Origin of the sequence: Nonomuraea sp. NPDC052634 (assembly GCF_040678535.1) — a bacterium.
GTDB classification, from domain to species: Bacteria; Actinomycetota; Actinomycetes; order Streptosporangiales; family Streptosporangiaceae; genus Nonomuraea; species Nonomuraea fastidiosa.
Genome location: NZ_JBFATY010000001.1, coordinates 1,267,516 through 1,284,310 on the forward strand (window position 1 = coordinate 1,267,516; position 16,795 = coordinate 1,284,310).

At 72.8% G+C, this 16,795-nt stretch carries 17 protein-coding genes; 10 read left to right on the forward strand and 7 right to left on the reverse strand.

Annotated elements, in window-relative coordinates; all coding sequences use genetic code 11:
* Window positions 1-5: 5 nt before the first annotated feature.
* From AB0K67_RS05860 to AB0K67_RS05875, 4 genes are read right to left on the reverse strand one after another with little or no spacing between them, the layout of a single operon-like run.
* Complete coding sequence (locus AB0K67_RS05860; protein WP_364053520.1) at window positions 6-971, reverse strand: ABC transporter ATP-binding protein; 966 nt, start codon at window positions 969-971, stop codon at window positions 6-8.
* A complete protein-coding gene (locus AB0K67_RS05865; RefSeq protein WP_364053523.1) occupies window positions 958-1,791 on the reverse strand; it encodes an ABC transporter permease in 834 nt (277 codons plus the stop codon). Before AB0K67_RS05865 ends, AB0K67_RS05860 begins: the two co-directional genes overlap by 14 nt.
* Window positions 1,788-2,726, reverse strand: a complete 939-nt coding sequence (locus tag AB0K67_RS05870) for an ABC transporter permease (RefSeq protein ID WP_364053526.1) — start codon at window positions 2,724-2,726, stop codon at window positions 1,788-1,790. Before AB0K67_RS05870 ends, AB0K67_RS05865 begins: the two co-directional genes overlap by 4 nt.
* Window positions 2,723-4,219, reverse strand: a complete 1,497-nt coding sequence (locus AB0K67_RS05875; protein WP_364053529.1) for an ABC transporter substrate-binding protein — start codon at window positions 4,217-4,219, stop codon at window positions 2,723-2,725. The genes AB0K67_RS05870 and AB0K67_RS05875 overlap by 4 nt, the downstream gene beginning before the upstream one ends.
* Window positions 4,220-4,308: 89 nt before the next feature.
* Here AB0K67_RS05875 and AB0K67_RS05880 point away from each other — a divergent pair, with 89 nt between their 5' ends.
* The 8 genes from AB0K67_RS05880 (at window position 4,309) to AB0K67_RS05915 (ending at window position 11,924) form a co-directional block, all read left to right on the forward strand.
* Window positions 4,309-5,076: a FadR/GntR family transcriptional regulator gene (locus tag AB0K67_RS05880; RefSeq protein ID WP_364053532.1), complete on the forward strand. Its 768-nt coding sequence runs from the start codon at window positions 4,309-4,311 to the stop codon at window positions 5,074-5,076.
* A 30-nt stretch (window positions 5,077-5,106) separates the two neighbouring features.
* Window positions 5,107-6,072 (forward strand): adenylate/guanylate cyclase domain-containing protein, encoded by a 966-nt coding sequence (locus tag AB0K67_RS05885; protein ID WP_364053535.1) that lies wholly within the window; start codon window positions 5,107-5,109, stop codon window positions 6,070-6,072.
* A gap of 203 nt (window positions 6,073-6,275) precedes the next feature.
* Entirely contained in the window at window positions 6,276-6,758 is a 483-nt protein-coding gene (locus tag AB0K67_RS05890) for a SigE family RNA polymerase sigma factor (RefSeq protein ID WP_364053538.1), read from the forward strand.
* On the forward strand, window positions 6,755-7,753 hold the full coding sequence (locus tag AB0K67_RS05895) for a hypothetical protein (protein WP_364053541.1): 999 nt from the start codon (window positions 6,755-6,757) through the stop codon (window positions 7,751-7,753). The genes AB0K67_RS05890 and AB0K67_RS05895 overlap by 4 nt, the downstream gene beginning before the upstream one ends.
* 54 nt (window positions 7,754-7,807) lie before the next feature.
* Window positions 7,808-8,563 carry an aminotransferase class IV gene (locus AB0K67_RS05900; RefSeq protein WP_364053544.1) on the forward strand — a complete coding sequence of 252 codons (756 nt, stop codon included), beginning with the start codon at window positions 7,808-7,810 and terminating at the stop codon, window positions 8,561-8,563.
* Window positions 8,564-8,592: 29 nt separating this feature from the next.
* The gene (locus tag AB0K67_RS05905) at window positions 8,593-9,576 is read left to right on the forward strand and encodes an LLM class flavin-dependent oxidoreductase (RefSeq protein ID WP_364053547.1); all 984 of its coding nucleotides are present in this window, start codon (window positions 8,593-8,595) and stop codon (window positions 9,574-9,576) included.
* 41 nt (window positions 9,577-9,617) lie between these two features.
* On the forward strand, window positions 9,618-11,138 hold the full coding sequence (locus AB0K67_RS05910) for an acyl-CoA synthetase (RefSeq protein WP_364053550.1): 1,521 nt from the start codon (window positions 9,618-9,620) through the stop codon (window positions 11,136-11,138).
* A gap of 144 nt (window positions 11,139-11,282) precedes the next feature.
* Window positions 11,283-11,924: an SAM-dependent methyltransferase gene (locus AB0K67_RS05915; protein WP_364053553.1), complete on the forward strand. Its 642-nt coding sequence runs from the start codon at window positions 11,283-11,285 to the stop codon at window positions 11,922-11,924.
* Here the strand turns inward: AB0K67_RS05915 and AB0K67_RS05920 are convergent.
* Together AB0K67_RS05920 and AB0K67_RS05925 are read right to left on the reverse strand one after the other, a co-directional pair.
* Window positions 11,867-12,358: a hypothetical protein gene (locus AB0K67_RS05920; RefSeq protein WP_364053556.1), complete on the reverse strand. Its 492-nt coding sequence runs from the start codon at window positions 12,356-12,358 to the stop codon at window positions 11,867-11,869. The two genes, AB0K67_RS05915 and AB0K67_RS05920, sit on opposite strands and share 58 nt — an antisense overlap.
* Window positions 12,359-12,442: 84 nt before the next feature.
* Complete coding sequence (locus AB0K67_RS05925) at window positions 12,443-13,405, reverse strand: LysR substrate-binding domain-containing protein (RefSeq protein WP_364053559.1); 963 nt, start codon at window positions 13,403-13,405, stop codon at window positions 12,443-12,445.
* Between the two features lie 63 nt (window positions 13,406-13,468).
* Here AB0K67_RS05925 and AB0K67_RS05930 point away from each other — a divergent pair, with 63 nt between their 5' ends.
* Window positions 13,469-14,746: an MFS transporter gene (locus tag AB0K67_RS05930; RefSeq protein ID WP_364053562.1), complete on the forward strand. Its 1,278-nt coding sequence runs from the start codon at window positions 13,469-13,471 to the stop codon at window positions 14,744-14,746.
* Between the two features lie 75 nt (window positions 14,747-14,821).
* Here AB0K67_RS05930 and AB0K67_RS05935 read toward each other — a convergent pair whose 3' ends face one another.
* Entirely contained in the window at window positions 14,822-15,787 is a 966-nt protein-coding gene (locus tag AB0K67_RS05935; protein ID WP_364053565.1) for a MerR family transcriptional regulator, read from the reverse strand.
* A gap of 74 nt (window positions 15,788-15,861) precedes the next feature.
* Between AB0K67_RS05935 and AB0K67_RS05940 the strand changes: the two genes are divergently transcribed.
* Complete coding sequence (locus AB0K67_RS05940) at window positions 15,862-16,743, forward strand: maleylpyruvate isomerase family mycothiol-dependent enzyme (RefSeq protein WP_364053568.1); 882 nt, start codon at window positions 15,862-15,864, stop codon at window positions 16,741-16,743.
* Window positions 16,744-16,795 lie beyond the last annotated feature (52 nt).

Here is a 16,795-nt window from a genome sequence, read left to right on the forward strand (position 1 = left end):
TCCCGTCAGTGGTCCGCGCGGTCTTGTGCGGGGTCTGCCGCGGGGTCGTCCGCGTGCTCTTCTGCGGGGTGCCAGCACGCGTACGCGTGGCCGTCGCCCGTGAGGTCCGGCGCCGTCTCGCACTGGGGGGTGGCGTGCGGGCAGCGGTTTCTGAACACGCAGCCGGCGGGGAAGCGCCCGGCTGGCGGCACGCTGCCCGCGATGGTGGGCAGGCGGGTGCCGCGCGGGGTGAGCTTGGAGGCGGCCAGCAGGCCCTGCGTGTAGCGGTGGCGGGGCCGGGCGAAGACCTCGCGCAGCGGGCCCGACTCGACGACGCGGCCGCCGTACATGACGATGACGCGCTCGCAGACGGAGGCGACGACGGCGAGGTCGTGGGTGATGAACAGCAGGGCGGGCGCGACCTCGGCGATCAGCTCCAGCATCTGCTTCTGCACGGTGACGTCGAGCGCCGTGGTGGGCTCGTCGCAGATGAGCAGCGAGGGGTCGTTGGCCAGGGCGATGGCGAGCATGACGCGCTGGCGCTGGCCGCCGGAGAGCTGGTGCGGGTACGAGCGGGCGATCTGGGCGGGCTCGGGCAGGCGCACCTTGTCCAGCAGCTCGACCGCCCGCGCGCGGGCCTCGTCGCGCGGCCTGCCGTGCAGCGTCATGACCTCGGCGACCTGGGCGCCGATCCGCATGAGCGGGTTGAGCGCGGTCATGGGCTCCTGGAAGACCATGGACAGCTCGCGCCCGCGCAGCCGCTTGAGCCGGCTCTCGGGCACGCCCACCAGGTCGTGCTCGCCGAGCCTCGCCCTGCCCGAGGCGGTGACGCCCTCGGGCAGCAGGCCCATGAGCGACAGCGCGGTCAGCGACTTGCCGGACCCGGACTCGCCGATCAGCCCGACCCGTTCGCCGGGCGCGATGCCGAACGACACGTCGTGGACGAGCTCGACGTCGCCGGTGCGGACGGTGAGCCCATCAACGCTCAGCACGGATCCTCCTGAGCTTGGGGTCGAGGAAGTCGCGCAGGCCGTCGCCGAGCAGGTTGAAGCCGAGCACGGCGAGTGCGATGGCGAGGCCGGGCCACAGGGCCAGGCGCGGGGTGGAGAACAGCAGCTCCTGCGACTCCTGCAGCATGCGCCCCCACGACGGGGTGGGCGGCCGGGTGCCGAAGCCGAGGAACGACAGCGCCGCCTCGGCGAGGATCGCGATGGCGAACGACACCGACGCCTGCACGATGAGCACGGAGCCGATGTTGGGCAGCACGTGGCGCAGCGCGATGGCGGGCCTGCGGCGGCCCGCCGCCCTGGCGGCCAGCACGTAGTCGGTCACCATGACCTGGAGCGTGGCGGCGCGGGCCACCCGGGCGAACGCCGGGACCGTGGCCACGCCGATCGCGATCATCGCGGTGAGCGTGCCGGGGCCGTAGACGGCGCCCAGCATGACGGCGAGCAGCAGCGCGGGGAAGGCGAAGACGAGGTCGTTGACCCGCATGATGAGCTCCGACAGCCAGCCGCGGGGCGTCATCCCGGCGATCATGCCGAGCGGGATGCCGAGCGCGGCGGCGATGCCGACCGCGACGATGCCGACGTACAGGGTGGTGCGGGCGCCCACCATGAGCTGGCTGAAGGTGTCGCGGCCGAACTTGTCGGCGCCCAGCAGGTAGCCGCCGCCGGGCTCGCGCAGCTTCTGCGCGGCGTCGACGAGGGTCGGGTCGTGCGGGGTCCAGAAGAACGACACGAGCGCGGCGAGCGTGACGAGCCCGACGAGCGTGCCGCCGACCAGGAGCCCGGCGTTCAGCCTGCCTCTCATCGCAGCCTCGGATCGAGCAGGTGGTAGGCGACGTCCACCACGAAGTTGATCAGCAGGACGGCGGCCACCAGCACCATCACCACGCCTTGGACGAGCAGCAGGTCGCGCCCGGCGACCCCGTTGAGCAGCAGGTCGCCGAGCCCGGGGATGACGAAGACGCGTTCGACGACGACCGCGCCGATGAGCAGCGTGGCGAGCTGCAGGCCGAGCACGGTGACGACGGGGATGGAGGCGTTGCGCAGGCCGTGCCGCCACAGCGCTCCGGTGGCGCCGCGGCCCTTGGCCCTGGCGGTGCGCAGGTAGTCCTCGCGCATGACGTCGAGCACGGCGCTGCGCACGTACCGGGTGAGCACGGCACCCTGGACGAGGCCGAGCGACAGCCACGGCAGCAGCAGGCTCCGCAGCCACTCTCCCGGGCTCTCCGAGATCGGCACGTAGCCGCCGGACGGCAGCGCCTGCGCCTGCACCGCGAAGACGAACACCAGCAGGATGCCGGCGAGGAACGCGGGGACGGCGATGCCGACCTGGCTGAACGCGCTGATGGCGGCGCCGAGCGGGTTGCGGTGGTGCACGGCGGCGAACGTGCCGGCGGGCACCGCCAGCACCAGCGCCACGACCATGCCGCCGAGCACGAGCACGGCGGTGACGCCGAGCCGGTCGGAGATCTGCGGGCCGATGGGCGAGCTGGTCACGTACGAGATGCCGAAGTCCCCTTGGAGCAGGCCGCCCGCCCAGTCGAGGAACTGGGTGAGCGGCGGCCGGTCGGTGCCGAACTGGCGGCGCAGCTCGGCGACCGCCTCGGGGGTGGCGTTGACACCGAGCGCGATCTCGGCGGGGTCGCCGGGCAGCAGCGCCATGAACGCGAAGACCACCACGGCGGCCGCGGCGGTGCTCGCGATGAGCACCGCCAGGCGTTTGAGCAGGTAGAGCGTCACTGTTGCCGGGAGAGTGCGGTGAAGTCGAAGGACTCGGAGATGGCGTTCTTCGGCAGCCCGGTGACGCCCTTCTTCGCCACGATCAGGTTGGGGAAGAGGAAGAGGAAGTCCGCGGCGGCGTCGTCGGACAGCAGCTTGGCGGCCTTCTTGAGGTCGTCGATCTGCTGCTGCTCGGTGCCCTCGTCGGCGGAGGCGAGCAGCTTGCCGAACTCCGGATTGTCGTACCGGAAGTAGTACGACTTGTCGGCAAATATGCCCATGTCGCGGGGTTCGACGTGATTGATGATCGACAGGTCGTAGTCGCCCTTGGTGAACACCTGGTCGAGCCAGCGCGCGGGGAACTCCAGCGGCTCGATCTCGGCGTTGATGCCGACCTGGGCGAGCTGCGACTTGACGACCTGCGCGCTGCTGACCGCGTACGGCAGGTTGGGGATGCGCATCTTGACGTTGTACGTCTTGCCGCCCAGGAGCTGCTTGGCCTTGGCCGGGTCGTACGGGTAGTCGCCGGTGCGGTCCTCGTACCAGGGGTCGGTGGGCGGCACCATCGAGCCGATGAGCTGGCCGCGCCCGGCCCAGGCGGTGTCGAGCAGCGCCTTGTGGTCGATGGCGTGCCGGACGGCCTGCCTGACCTTCTTGTCGTCGAACGGCGGCCGGCCGTTGTTCATCGACAGCACGACCTCGCCGTTGGTGGTGCCCTCGACGGTCTCGAACCGGTTGGGGTCGGCGAACTGCTGCAGCGACTCGGGCGCCTGCACGCTGGAGATGACGTCGATGCCGCCGGTCAGCAGCGCGTTGTTCATCGCCGTGGCGTCCTTGAAGTACTTCAAGGTGATGGACGACAGGGCCGGCTTGGTGCCCCAGTAGGAGGGGTTGGCGTCGAGCCTGATGGAGTCGCCGCGCCGCCAGGCGCCCAGCACGTACGGGCCGGTGCCGACGGGCTTGTTGGCCAGGTCGTCCACGCCGGTGCGGCTGAACATCGCGCCGAGCCTGGTGGCCATGGCGTAGAGGAAGCCGTTGCTCGGCCGCTTGAGCGTGACGACGGCGGTGCTGTCGTCCTTCTTCTCCACGTCGTCGATCACGTCGAGCTGCGACTTGATCTTGAGTTTCCAGTCGGTCTTGACGCGGTCGAGCGAGAAGACGACGTCGTCGGCGGTGAACGGCGCGCCGCTGGAGAACTTCACGCCCTTGCGGAGGGTGAAGGTGTAAGTCTTGCGGTCGTCGGAGACGTCCCACTTCTCGGCGAGCAGCGGCACGATCTTGCCGTCCTGGTCGAGCTTGACCAGTCCCTCGTAGACGTTGACGAGCAGCGCCTGCGGGATGGCGGCGCCCTCGGTGGAGGTGAAGTCGAGGTTGGCCGGCTCGGCCACGAACCCGACCGACAGCGACTGGGCCGCAGAGCCCCCTGTGTCACCGCCGCCGCCACCGCCTCCGCCACACGCGGCGGTGGCCAGCAGGAGGCCGCCCGCGGCGAGCCAGATCCCGATTCGCCTCATGTCTTACAGCCTCCTGGCTAGTGCACTGGTCTGACCAGTAGGCTACGCACATTGCCAGTTCAAGACGGCTCGGGTCAAGGGGGCTTACATTGGGTGGTCCGCGCTTTGAGCCCGTACGCGCGGTGCGCGCCTACGAGCGGGTCGTCGAGCAGATCGAAGAGGCGATCGAGAGCGGCGCCCTGTCCCCGGGCGAGCGGCTGCCCAGCGAGCGCGAGCTGATGGTGCAGCTCGCGGTCGGCCGCTCCACCGTACGCGAGGCGCTGCGCGTGCTGCAGGCCCGCGGGCTGGTGCGTTCGCGGCCCGGCGACCCCCATGGCGCGGAGGTGCTGCCGTTCTCACCCGCCGCGCTGCACAAGTCGATGACCACGCTGGCCCGCGTGGAGCAGCTGTCGCTGGGCGAGCTGGTGCAGTTCAGGATGGTGCTCGACTCCGCGGCGATCCTGCTGGCGGCGCGGCTGCGCACCGAGGAGCAGCTCGCCGAGATGAACAAGGCGGTGGAGGCGATGCGCGCGGCGGCGGGCACGGAGCCGGGCGCGGCCGACACCGAGGCGTTCGGCCGGGCCGATGTGGCCTTCCACGACGCGGTGGTCGCCGCGAGCGGCAACAAGCTCATTCAGATCTGCACCGACGTGGTACGCCAGATCGTGCTGCGGCAGATCTCCGCCCGCATCGACGCCGCCGACGACCGGCAGGCGCTGATGCGGCGCAGCATCCAGCACCATGAGGAGGTCATCGAGGCCATCAGGGCGGGCGACGGCCCGCTGGCGGCCCGCCTGTCACGCAGGGCGATGTACGACTACTACGCACCTTATGTAAAGGAAAGCGAGACAAGCGCCCTGCGAGCACTCCTGGAGTGATCTGGCCCACAAGGGTGTTATCTTGCCCAGGTGGCGCGCGTGGACCGGGACCGGCTGACTGAGGCTTTTCTGCGCGAGCCGCGCCGATACACCAGTCACCAGGTCGCCGAGATGGCGGGCGTGCCGGTCTATCGCGCGCGGCGCTTTTGGCGTGCCCTCGGGTTCCCCAACGTGCCCGACGACGCGATCGAGTTCACCGATTCCGACGTCGAGGCGCTCAAGACGCTGCTGGGCATGGTCACCTCCGGCGTCTACGACGAGGAGCATGTGCTGCTGACGGCCCGCGCGCTCGGCCAGGCCACGGCTCGGCTCGCCGAGTCCCAGGCCGAGCTGGGCGCGGAGGCGCTGGACCGGGCGGGCGTGCCGCTGGCCGAGCGGCCCAGGGCGTGGCGGCGGCGGGCCGAGCGGGTGGTGCCCGACCTCGCGCGCCTGCTCGTCTACGCCTGGCAGCGCCAGCTCGCCGCCGCCGCGGGGCGCATCGCCGAGCAGGACATGAGCGCCGTACGCCTGGCGGTCGGCTTCGCCGACCTGGTGGCCTTCACCCGGCTGAGCCGGCAGATCACCGCCGCCGAGCTGGCGAAACTCATCGACAGGTTCGAGGGGCGCTCGGCCGACATCGTGACGTCCACCGGCGGCCGGGTGGTCAAGACGCTGGGCGACTCGGTGCTGTTCGTCTCCGAGAAGGCGCACGTCGCGGCCGAGATCGCGCTGAAGCTGGTGGAGACGCACGCGCGCGGCCGCGACATGCCCGAGCTGCGGGTGGGCCTGGCGTCGGGGCCGGTCATCTGGCGCATGGGCGACGTGTTCGGCACCACCGTCAACCTCGCCAGCAGGCTGACCGCGCTGGCGCTGCCCGGCAGCATCCTCGCCGACCCGCAGGTCGCCGAGGAGCTGGAGGGCGATCGCGCGTTCCGGCTGCGCGAGGTGAACCGGCTGTCGGTGCGCGGGCTCGGCGAGCTGGCCCCGTACACCGTGCTGCGCGCCGAATCCACCTGAGCCGTCCGCGCCTCAGGCCGCGCCGACTCCACGTGAGCCCTCCACGCCTCCAGGTGGCCCGCGCCGACTCCACATGAGCCCTCCACGCCTCCGGGCGGCCCGCGCAGAACTCACCTGAGCCGTCCGCGTTTCCCGGGCAACCCGGGTCGGCGGACGATGCGTCTGTACCGGCGACCGGCAAGGGCGGCGGAAGGCATATCAAGGTGGCAGACAGGGCGATATTCGATGATTTCGTGGCATCACGCACGGATCGGCTGTTACGTACCGCGTACCTGCTGACCCGGGACTGGGGCGTCGCCGAGGACCTGCTGCAGGAGTCGCTGGCCAAGGCGTGGTTCGCCTGGCCGGGCATCGACGAGCCCGAGGCGTACGTGCGCAAGGTGCTGGTGACCACGTACACCTCCTGGTGGCGGCGGCGCTGGCGCAGGGAGCTGCCCAGCGACGCCCTGCCCGAACAGCCCGTCGAGGACCGGGGCGACTCAGGGCGCGAGGAGGTGTGGCGGGCGGTGGGCCGCCTGCCCGCCAGGCAGCGCGCGGTGATCGTGCTGCGCTTCTACGAGGACCTGCCGGTGAGCGAGGTGGCCAGGCTGCTGGGCTGCGGTGAGGGCACGGTCAAGAGCCAGACCGCCAAGGCCCTGGCCAAGCTGCGCGTGGACGAGTCGATCATGAAGGAGTCATACCGATGAGCGTGGAGGATCTCCGTGACGTCCTGCGCGAGCGGGCGGAGGGTCCGGCGCCGGCGAACCCCTACCGGTCCGAGCAGGTCCGCGAGCGGGTGCGGCGGGTCAGGCGGCGGCGCACGGTCGCCACGGTGACGTTGGCGGGGGCCGCGACCGCGGTGACCGTGCTCGCCTCGGTGGCGGTCACGGGCGCGCTCCAGCCGGGCGGGCGGGACGCGGCGTCCGTGCCGCGGGTCGACGACGGCGGGGCTGAGCTGCCCGCGTACTACGTCTCGCCCGACGGCACGGCGTACCGGCGGCTGGAGGAGGCCACGGTGGACGCCCGGGGCGAGAAGACGACGATCACGGTCACGAGCACCGGGCGTCCTTTGGAGGCGGCCGTCATGTGCGGCAGGGATCCGTTCGCGATCGCCCCTGAGGTGCTCGTGAACGGGCGGCCGGTGGAGTCGCCCGGAATCGCCTGCGCGGGCCCCGGCATGCAGCTGCGCCCCCTGGAGGTGCCCGCGGGCGCCGGAGAGGTGACGGTCACCTTCGACACGACCGGTCCCGCCTGCGTGCGCAGGACGGAGCACGGGCCGTGCACGCCCGAGCGGCCGCGCGGGGGCCGCTGGAAGGTGGCGGTCTACGACTGGACGCCGCCGGAGCGCCCCGTCAAGCCGCGCCCCGTCACACTGCCCGACCGCCTCGACGGCGCGAAGCGGATCAAGGGGTTCACCGGCACGTGGCCGGGCGACGGGTCCTACGAGACCACGGTCACCGCTCCCGGCCGCTACACCATCGAGCGGGACTGCTCGGGCGACCTGGGCGATCGGCTGTGGTTCAAGTACTGGATCGACGGCGTCGAGTCGCCCTCCCTCACCGGGTGCGGTGCGCGCTCGCTGGGCGCGGACGCGTTCACCGTGCGCAAGGGGCAGAAGGTGAAGGTCCGGGTGCGGGTGGGGCTGTGGGGAGCCGCCACCAACCGGCCGGTGGCATGGGCGGTCGCGCTCTACCGGAAGTGAGGCCGTACGGTGGTGCACCGTACGGTGATCGCGAAACGGAAAGGGGGCGGGCCGATGGTCCGGCGCGCCGCGATGGAGGGCGAGCCGCTCGGCGACGAGGCGCTGCTCGGCCTGGAGGCCCGCTACGGCCACTTCACCGCCATGCAGGTCGCCGGCCGCCGGGTGCGCGGCCTGGAGCTGCACTTCGACCGTCTCGAGCAGGCCGGGAAGGAGCTGTTCGGCGCCGGTCCCGGCCGCGAGGTGGTGCTGGCCACGATCCGGGCGGCGCTGGGCGACGCGCAGGACGCGAGCGTACGGGTCCACGAGGTCGAGGTGGCGGGCAGGCCGCGGGTCATCGCCACGACGGCCCCGCCGCATCCGCCGCTGCCCGGCCCGCTGCGCGTCACCCCGGTCGTCTACCAGCGCTACCTGGCGCACATCAAGCAGGCGTCGGGCTTCCAGCAGCCGCACATCCTGCGTACGGTGAACCGTGCCGGCTTCGACGAGGCGCTGCTGACCACCGAGGACGGCCTGATCAGCGAGGGCGCGATCACGAACCTGGGCGGCTTCGCCGGCGGCCGGCTGATCTGGCCGGACGCGCCGAAGCTGCACGGCATCACCATGCGGCTGCTTGAGCGGATGGAGGTGCCGCAGGAGCGCCGCCCGCTGCGGGTGCCCGACCTGGCGGACTTCGACCTGGTGTTCCTGTGCAACTCGTGGGGCGTGATGCCGGTCGGCGAGGTGGACGGCACGAAGCTGCGCCTGGACGCCGGGCTCGCCGAGCGGGTGCTGGCCTACTACGAGGGCGTCCCGGGCGACCCGGTGGATTGATCCGGGAGCCGGGGGCGTTGCACTGGGACGTGACCGGCTCGTTGTACTCGATCCTTGACCGCTCGCTCGTCCGCCGGGGCTCCACGCCCGCCGAGGCGCTGCGCGAGACCGTGCGCTTCGCCCGGCAGGCCGAGGACCTGGGCTATCACCGGTTCTGGGTGTCGGAGCACCACAGCGTGCCCGGCGTGGCGGGCTCGGCGCCGACCGTACTGGCGGCGGCCGTGGCCGCGGCGACCTCCCGCATCCGGGTGGGCACCGGCGGCGTGATGCTGCCCAACCACCGGCCGCTGGTGGTGGCCGAGCAGTTCGGCGTGCTGGAGTCGCTGTATCCCGGCCGGGTGGACATGGGGCTGGGGCGCTCCGTGGGGTTCACCGGCGGCATCCGCAGGGCGCTCGGGCATGGCAAGGACGACGCCGACCGCTTCGGCGAGCAGCTCGACGAACTGCTCGGCTTCTTCACCGGCGGCCAGACCGCCTATCCCGGCGTGCACGCGCTGCCCGCCGAGGGGCTGCGGCCGCAGGTGTTCGTGCTGGCCATGGGGGCGGGCGCGGAGATCGCGGCCGCGCACGGGCTGCCCATGGTGATCGGGGCGGGCTCGCGGATGCTGGACGCGGTGGCCCGCTACCGTGCCGGGTTCCGGCCGTCGGCGTGGGCGGCGCGGCCGTACGTGATGATCGCGGTGAACGTGGCGGTCGGCGCGACCACGGAGGAGGCGGCGCTGCTGCAGCTCCCCGAGGCGTGGGCGACCGCGCGATCGCGCACCAGCGGCTCGTTCCCGCCGCTCATCCCGGCCGAGGAGATCGCCGCGATGGAGATGACCGAGCGGGAGCGCTCCTACCTGGAGCAGTCGCTGAAGGGGCAGATCCACGGCACCGAGCGTGAGGTCGCGGTCGCGCTGGGCTCACTGGTGCAGGCGAGCGGCGCGGACGAGGTGCTGATCACCATGAACACCTACGATCTGGACCGGAGACTCGACTCCTACCGGCGGCTCGCGGCGCTGTTCACGGGTTAGGATCGCCCGAACATCGCTCTGCGACTGAAGGGTGCCCCCATATGACCCGTCAGCACACCATCGGTGACCTCCTGCGGCGCTCGGCCGCCCGCCATCCCGCCAAGACCGCGATCGTCTTCGGCGATCTGCGCCAGAGTTACGCCGACCTGGACCTCATGGTGAACAGGACGGCCAACGCGCTGGCCGCGCGCGGGGTGCGCAAGGGCGACAGGTTCGCCGTCTTCAGCCACAACAACCACGCCTTCGTCGTCGCCTACTTCGCCCTGGCGCGGCTGGGCGCGATCTCCGTGCCGGTCAACTTCATGCTGGGGGCCGAGGAGGTGGCGTACATCCTCGAACACTCCGGCGCGACCGGGATCCTGGCCGAGGAGGCGCTGCTGCCGGTCGCGCGGGAGGCCGTGAACGAGCGGGTGACCGTACGCGGGGTCATCGGGGCCGAGCAGGACGGGTGGGAACCGTTCAGCGCCTGGTCGTCCCACGACGACGACTCCGAGCCCGCCGTGGAGATCGCCGACGACGACCCGATCCAGATCATGTACACCAGCGGCACCGAGTCCCGCCCCAAGGGCGCCGTGCTGTCCAGCAGGAGCCTCATCTCCCAGTACGTCACCTGCATGGTGGACGGCGAGATGAGCCACGACGACGTCGAGGTGCACGCCCTGCCCCTCTACCACTGCGCGCAGCTCCACTGCTTCCTGACGCCCGGCATCTACCTGGGCGCCACCAACATCGTGCTGCCCGGCGCGAGCCCCGCGGTCATCCTGGCCACGATCGAGGGCGAGCGCGCGACCAAGCTGTTCTGCCCGCCCACGGTGTGGATCTCGCTGCTGCGCCACCCCGACTTCGACCGCCGCGACCTGTCCTCGCTGCGCAAGGGCTACTACGGCGCCTCGATCATGCCGGTCGAGGTGCTGAAGGAGATCGCCGCGCGGCTGCCGGACGTGCGGCTGTTCAACTTCTACGGGCAGACGGAGATGGCTCCGGTGGCGACCATCCTGCGCCCCGAGGAGCAGCTGACCCGCCTCGGCTCGGCCGGGCGGCCGGCGCTGAACGTCGAGACCAGGATCGTCGACGACGCCGACCGGCCGGTGCCGCCCGGCACGGTGGGCGAGATCGTGCACCGCAGCCCGCACGCCATGCTCGGCTACTGGAACGACCCGGACAAGACCGCCGAGGCGTTCCGCGGCGGCTGGTTCCACAGCGGCGACCTCGGGGTCATGGACGCCGACGGCTACCTGTCGGTGGTCGACAGGAAGAAGGACATGATCAAGACGGGCGGCGAGAACGTCGCCAGCCGCGAGGTCGAGGAGGCCATCTACCAGCATCCGGCGGTGGCCGAGGCGGCCGTGTTCGGGGTGCCCGACGAGAAGTGGATCGAGGCGGTGACGGCCGCGGTGGTGCTGCGGCAGGGCTCTGAGCTGACCGCCGGCGAGCTGATCGGGTTCCTGCGGGGGCGGCTCGCGCCGTTCAAGACGCCCAAGCGGGTGGTGTTCGTGGACGCGCTGCCGAAGAACGCCTCCGGCAAGGTGCTCAAGCGGGAGCTGCGCGACGCCATGGCATAGACGCCCGCGATTGCGGAAATATCGCGACCCATGTGGCTTTGACCAGGCGTTGCCCGCTCGGTTCCCGGGAATCTCCATCCGGCGACGACTTCACCTCAAGTCCCGGACCGACCGGCCGTGGAGGTCCCGACCGAGAGAGGCCGCATGCCGAGTCTGCCTGACCGCCTGCACCGCACGTTCTTCCGCGCCCTGTCCCTGCTCTCCCCCAAGGGACAGGGCCTCGTCCTGCGCGGCTACTTCGAGTGGCGGCACCGGACGCCCGACCCGTGGAGGCTGGCGACCGACGGCTACGAGCAGCAGAAGTACCGGGTGACGCTCACGCACCTGCCGCCCAGGCCGTACCGGCGCATCATCGAGGTGGGCTGCGCCGAGGGCGTGTTCACCGGGACGCTCGCCGCAGCGTACCCCGACGCGGAGATCACCGGGGTGGACGTCTCCGAACGGGCGCTGGCCCGCGCCCGGGCGCGCGTGCCGGAGGGCGGGCGGGTCCGCTTCATCCAGGCCGACATCCTCACCCACCGCCCCGAGCCCCGCTACGACCTGGTGTTCTGCTCCGAGACCCTGTACTACCTGGGCCGCCACGAACGGCTGCGCCGCGCGTCCGAGCAGCTCAGCGCGCTGCTCGCGCCGGACGGGGTGCTGGTGGCGGTGCATCCGTGGCCGGAGGCGAACCGGCTGCACGGGTATCTGGACGTCTGCGGCACGCTGACCCGGCTCAGCGAGGAGGTCTACGCGGCACCGCCCCGGCCGTTCGCCGTCACCGTCTGGTCGCGCGGACCCGGCTGATCGTCTCCGGGGAGCCGCTCCACCTCCTGATCGCCCGGACCCGGCTGATCGCCTTCAGGCCGCCTGACGGCTGTCCGGTCACGCGCGCCTGGCCGATCCCCCGCAGGCCGCCTGTCGAGCGCCTGCACCCACTTCACCGCGACCGCCGCGACCTGGATCAGCTCCCTGCGCAGCCGCTGCGGATCCTCCTCGGCGAACGCCTCCATCACCTCCTCGGCCAGGATGTGCCGCCACGTCAGCCCGCCGGCCCGCGCCGCCGTCTCCGTCTCATCGCGTGCCGCATCGGCCGCCGCCACCGTGCCATGACCGCCGGTCCCGTCGGGCAGCACCTGCATGCCCCACCGCTCGTCCTGCGCCACTCGCTCGTCCCGCACCTCCGCGAGCACCCGCGCCAGCGACCCCGGCACTCCCGCGTCCCCGTCCTGCTGTCCCATGCGCCCCAGTCTCCCGCAGCTCTGCCCCGCACACGCGCGGCCTCCGGCCGTCCTCAGCCGCACAGGCCCCGCCTCCCCCAGCACTCACTCACCCGCACCCGGTGTGGGCGTCCTGGGCGGGCGGAAGCCAGGGGTATGCAGCGGAAGGGCGGACAGGGCGTGGTCGCGGAAGGCGCGGGCGGCCGGGGTGAGGCCGTCGCCGGCGCGCCAGCTCATGCCGATGGTCCGGAACAGCGGCGGCGACAGGGGGATCTCGATGACGCCCCCGGCGGGCGGCTGGTCGGCGTGCGGCAGTACGGCGACGCCGAGCCCGGCGGCCACCAGCCCGCGTACGGTCTCCGACTCCTGCCCCTCGAACGCGATGCGCGGCTCGAACCCGGCCGCGGCGCACAGGTCGTCGGTGATCTGCCGCAGCCCGTATCCGGGTTCGAGCGTCACCAGCTCCTCCCCCGCCAGCTCGGCCGCCCGCACCCGCTTCCTGGCGGCCAGGCGGTGCGTGGGCGGCACCGACAGCACCAGCTCCTGGTCGGCGATCGGATGGCTGACGAGGTCGGGGTCGTCGAGCGGCATGGGGGCGACGAACACCAGGTCGATCTCGCCGTCGCGGAGCGCCCGCAGCATGTCCTGGCGCGAGCCCTGCGCCAGGCTGAAGCGTACGCCGGGGTTGCGCTCGCGGAACGCGCCGATGAGCGAGGGCACCAGCGTACGGCCGAGCAGGTGCAGGAACCCGAGGACGATACGGCCGGTGGCGGGGTCGATCTCCTCGCGGACCTCACGGACGGCGGCGGTCACGGCGGTCAGGGCGCGGCTTGATGCGGCGGCCAGCGTACGCCCCGCCCGGGTGAGGCGGATGCCACGGCCCGACGGGAGCGTGAGCGGGGCGCCGACCAGTTCGCCGAGCGCGGCCAGGCGGCGGCTCGCGGTGGGCTGGGGGATGCCGAGGAGCTCGGCGGCGCGGGTCACGTGGCCGGTCTCGCCGACGGCGGCCAGCAGGGCGAGCGACGGGGCGAGCCGGGCGGCCAACCTGTCGTCGGATTCATACGTCACAGCATGAATTATCGGCTATCTACGTATTGGACGTATTGTTCCCGCCGACCTAGCGTGCTCAGCGTGGCGGTTTTGCGTGGTTCCTCCCCTGATGACACCCGGCGGGTCAGCGCGGCCGTCGCCGCGGCGGGCCTGTCGTCCTTCGCCCTGCTGTACTCGCCGCAACCGGTGCTGCCCCAGCTTGCGGCCGCGTACGGGCTGGATCCCGGCAGCGCGTCCCTCGCGGTCGGCGTGGCCACCGGGTCGCTCGCCGTCGCGGTGCTGCCGCTGGCCTGGCTGGCAGGCCGCGTGGGGCGGCGGCGGGTCATCCTGTGGGCGGTGCTGGTGCCGGCGCTGCTCGGGCTGCTGCTGCCGCTCGCGCCGTCGTTCCCTGTGCTGCTGGTGCTGCGGGCGGCGCAGGGGGTGGCGATCGCCGGGTTCGCCGGAGTGGCGGCGGCCTACCTGGCCGACCAGCTCGGCACGAGCCGGCTGGCGGGCGCGGTCGGCGCGATGATCGCGGGCAACTCCGTGGGCGGCATGCTGGGACGGCTGGGCGCGGGCTTCGCCGCCGGACCGCTGGGCTGGCAGGGTTCGCAGTTCGCCGTCGCAGCAGTGGCTCTGATTTGCGCGGGGTTCGCCGCCGCCACCCTGCCCGATGGAAGCGCGACCGAGACGACCAAGACCGGGAACGGGGCGAGAGCCAGGGCCGGCACCGAGGCCGAAGCCGGAACCGCGGCTGGGCCTGAGGCTGCGGGGCGCACGTGGGCGGTGCTGGGGGTGCCCGTCGCGGTCGGAGGGCTGGCCATGGGGGCGTTCGTGGCCGTCTACAACGCGGCCGGGTTCCGGCTGGCCGCGCCGCCCATCTCGCTCAGCCCGGCCGCCGCATCGCTGGTGTTCTTGTCGTACGCGATGGGCACGATGTCCTCGGCCGCCGCCGGACGGCTGACGGCCCGCCTGGGCAGGACGGCCGCGCTGGTGGCCGCCCTGGGCGTGACGGCGGCGGGCTCGGTGCTGACCGCCCACTCCTCACTAGCCGTCATCGTCACCGGTTTCGCGGTCCTGACGGCCGGGTTCTTCGCGGCGCACGCCATCGCCAACGCCTGGGTCACCGCCGACGCTCCCCCGCGCGCCCGTGGCCGCGCCGCCGGCATCTACACCCTCTGCTACTACCTGGGCAGCGGCGCGGGCGGCACTGCGGGCGCCATCGTGTACGGGCACGCGGGCTGGCCTTGGCTGATCGCCATGACGTGCGGCTGGCTCCTGCTCGCCGCCCTCCTCGTACTCACCGCCCGCCGCGCAAGCCCGCCCCGCAGGGTCGTCGAAAAGGCCGCCCCAGCCGTCAAAACCGGCCAGGACGCCTGAGACGCGCTTGCGGCCCGCACCGCCCGAGACCAGGCCCGCTCCCCAGGAGTGCCGCGACACCTGAGAGCGGGGCCGTCAGGACCGGCCGCGGCCTTTAGGCGCGGCCTTCCCGTGTCCTGCGCCCGGCGCGGCGAGCGAGTGCGCCAGCGCGTCGCTGAGCCAGGTGATCGTGTGGCCGACCGTCACGGAGGTGCCGCTGACCTCGCCCACCAGCCGCCAGTAGCGGCGCACGCGGGGGTCGTGGTCGGCCGCGAGGACGCCGAGCAGTTCGCGCCGGAACTCCGGGGTGTCGGCGCGGCGGCGTACACCGGCGTGGGCGGCCACGAACCGGTCGAGCTCCGGCCCCGCCCCGGGTGGCTCGCCCGCCACGACCAGCGGCTGTGCCAGGGCGACGGCCTCGGCGACGCCGTGCATCAGCTCGTTCTCGTCGGTGATGGCGCGGGCGTTCTCCCGTGCCCTCGCGCGCAGGACGCGCGTCAGCGAGCGATCGCCGACGAGGGCGACGAGTTCGGCGTACGCGACGACCTGTGCAGGAGCCGGATCGGCCGGAGGCGGCGGGGCGGCCATGGCGGCGAACGAGCGGAACAGCTCGTCGGAGACCGGCAGGACCATTTGCAGCCGCCAGAAAGCGACCAGCCGCTCGCGCGCGGCCTCGGCGTCCTCGACGGCGGCCAGCAGGGCGAGCCTGGCCGCCTGCTCGGCGGCGGGCCCGGCCTCCTCGATGGCCCGCAGCCGGGCGCGTCGCCAGGCCAGCTCGCGCAGCCGTACGTCGAGGGCGGCGCGCTCGTCCGCCACCGCCCGCGCCAGCGTGGTCTCGCCCTCCAGTACCGCGCCGATCGCGCTCAGCCCGAGCCCGAGCCCGCGCAGCCGCCTGACCAGGGTGAGCCGCTCGACGGCCGCCCGGTCGAACCTGCGGTGGCCGCCCGCGCTGCGCACGGACGCGATCACGCCCTCGTCGCAGTAGAAGCGGATGGTCCGCACGGGCACGCCGGTGAGCCTGGCCAGGTCGCCGATGGCGAGCGTCTCGTCGCGAAACGGCACTTGAACCTCCACCCGGGTGGAGTTCCTACGCTACCGGCGATCTCGGCCAACGAAGCGAGGAGTGGGTGGAGACCATGACGACCCTGGAGCCGGACCGGCTGGTGGAAGGGCTGCGGGAGCAGACGGCGGCGTTCGGCCGCGCCGTCGCGGGCGGCGACCCGGAGGCGAAGGTGCCGGCCTGCCCGCAGTGGCGGCTGCGCGACCTGGTCGGACACGTGGGACAGGCCACCCGCTGGGCGGCCGGCCTGATCCGCGCGGCGAGCACACCGCCGCCCCTCTCCCACCCTGCAGACTGTCTGCCGGACAGTGGGCAGGCCCGCGCGGCCAGCGCATCGCCGCCTCTCCCCGACCCACTCGATGACCCACCGAGCAACGGGCAGGCCCGGGCGACGCGTGCGCCGCTGCCCGTCCCCGATCCGCATGACGGCCTGCCGGGCTCGCCCGCCGCGTGGGGTGCGTGGCTGCGGGACGGGGCAGAGGAGCTGATCGCGGCCGTACGGTCGGCGGCGCCGGACGCGCCCGTCTGGTCGTTCGCGGGTGCGGTGCCGCCTGCCTTCTGGCTGCGCCGGATGTTCTGCGAGACCGCCGTACATCATCACGACGCGGCGACCACCACGGGCGTGGCCTACGCGATCGCCGACGACCTGGCCGCCGACGTGATCACCGAGGCCCTGGAGCTCGTGACGGCGCCGGGGGTGGAGGCGTTCAAGCCGGAGCTGGCCGCGCTGCGCGGCCGGGGCGAGCGGCTGGCGGTGCGGGCGGACGGCATGCCCGGCTGGCTGATCACCAGGACGCCCGGCGGGCCCCGGTGGGAGCGGTCCGATACGGAGGCCGACGTGGTGGTGTCGGGTCCGGTGGCCGAGTGCATGCTGGTGCTCGCGCGGCGGGTGCCGCCTCGCCGGGTGGGCGGTGACCTGGCGCTGCTGCGGCACTGGCTCGGCCACACCGCGTTCTGAGCGCTGTTGCGGGCAGCCCTCTGAGCCCGATGGTCAGGCCGATGAGATGCCC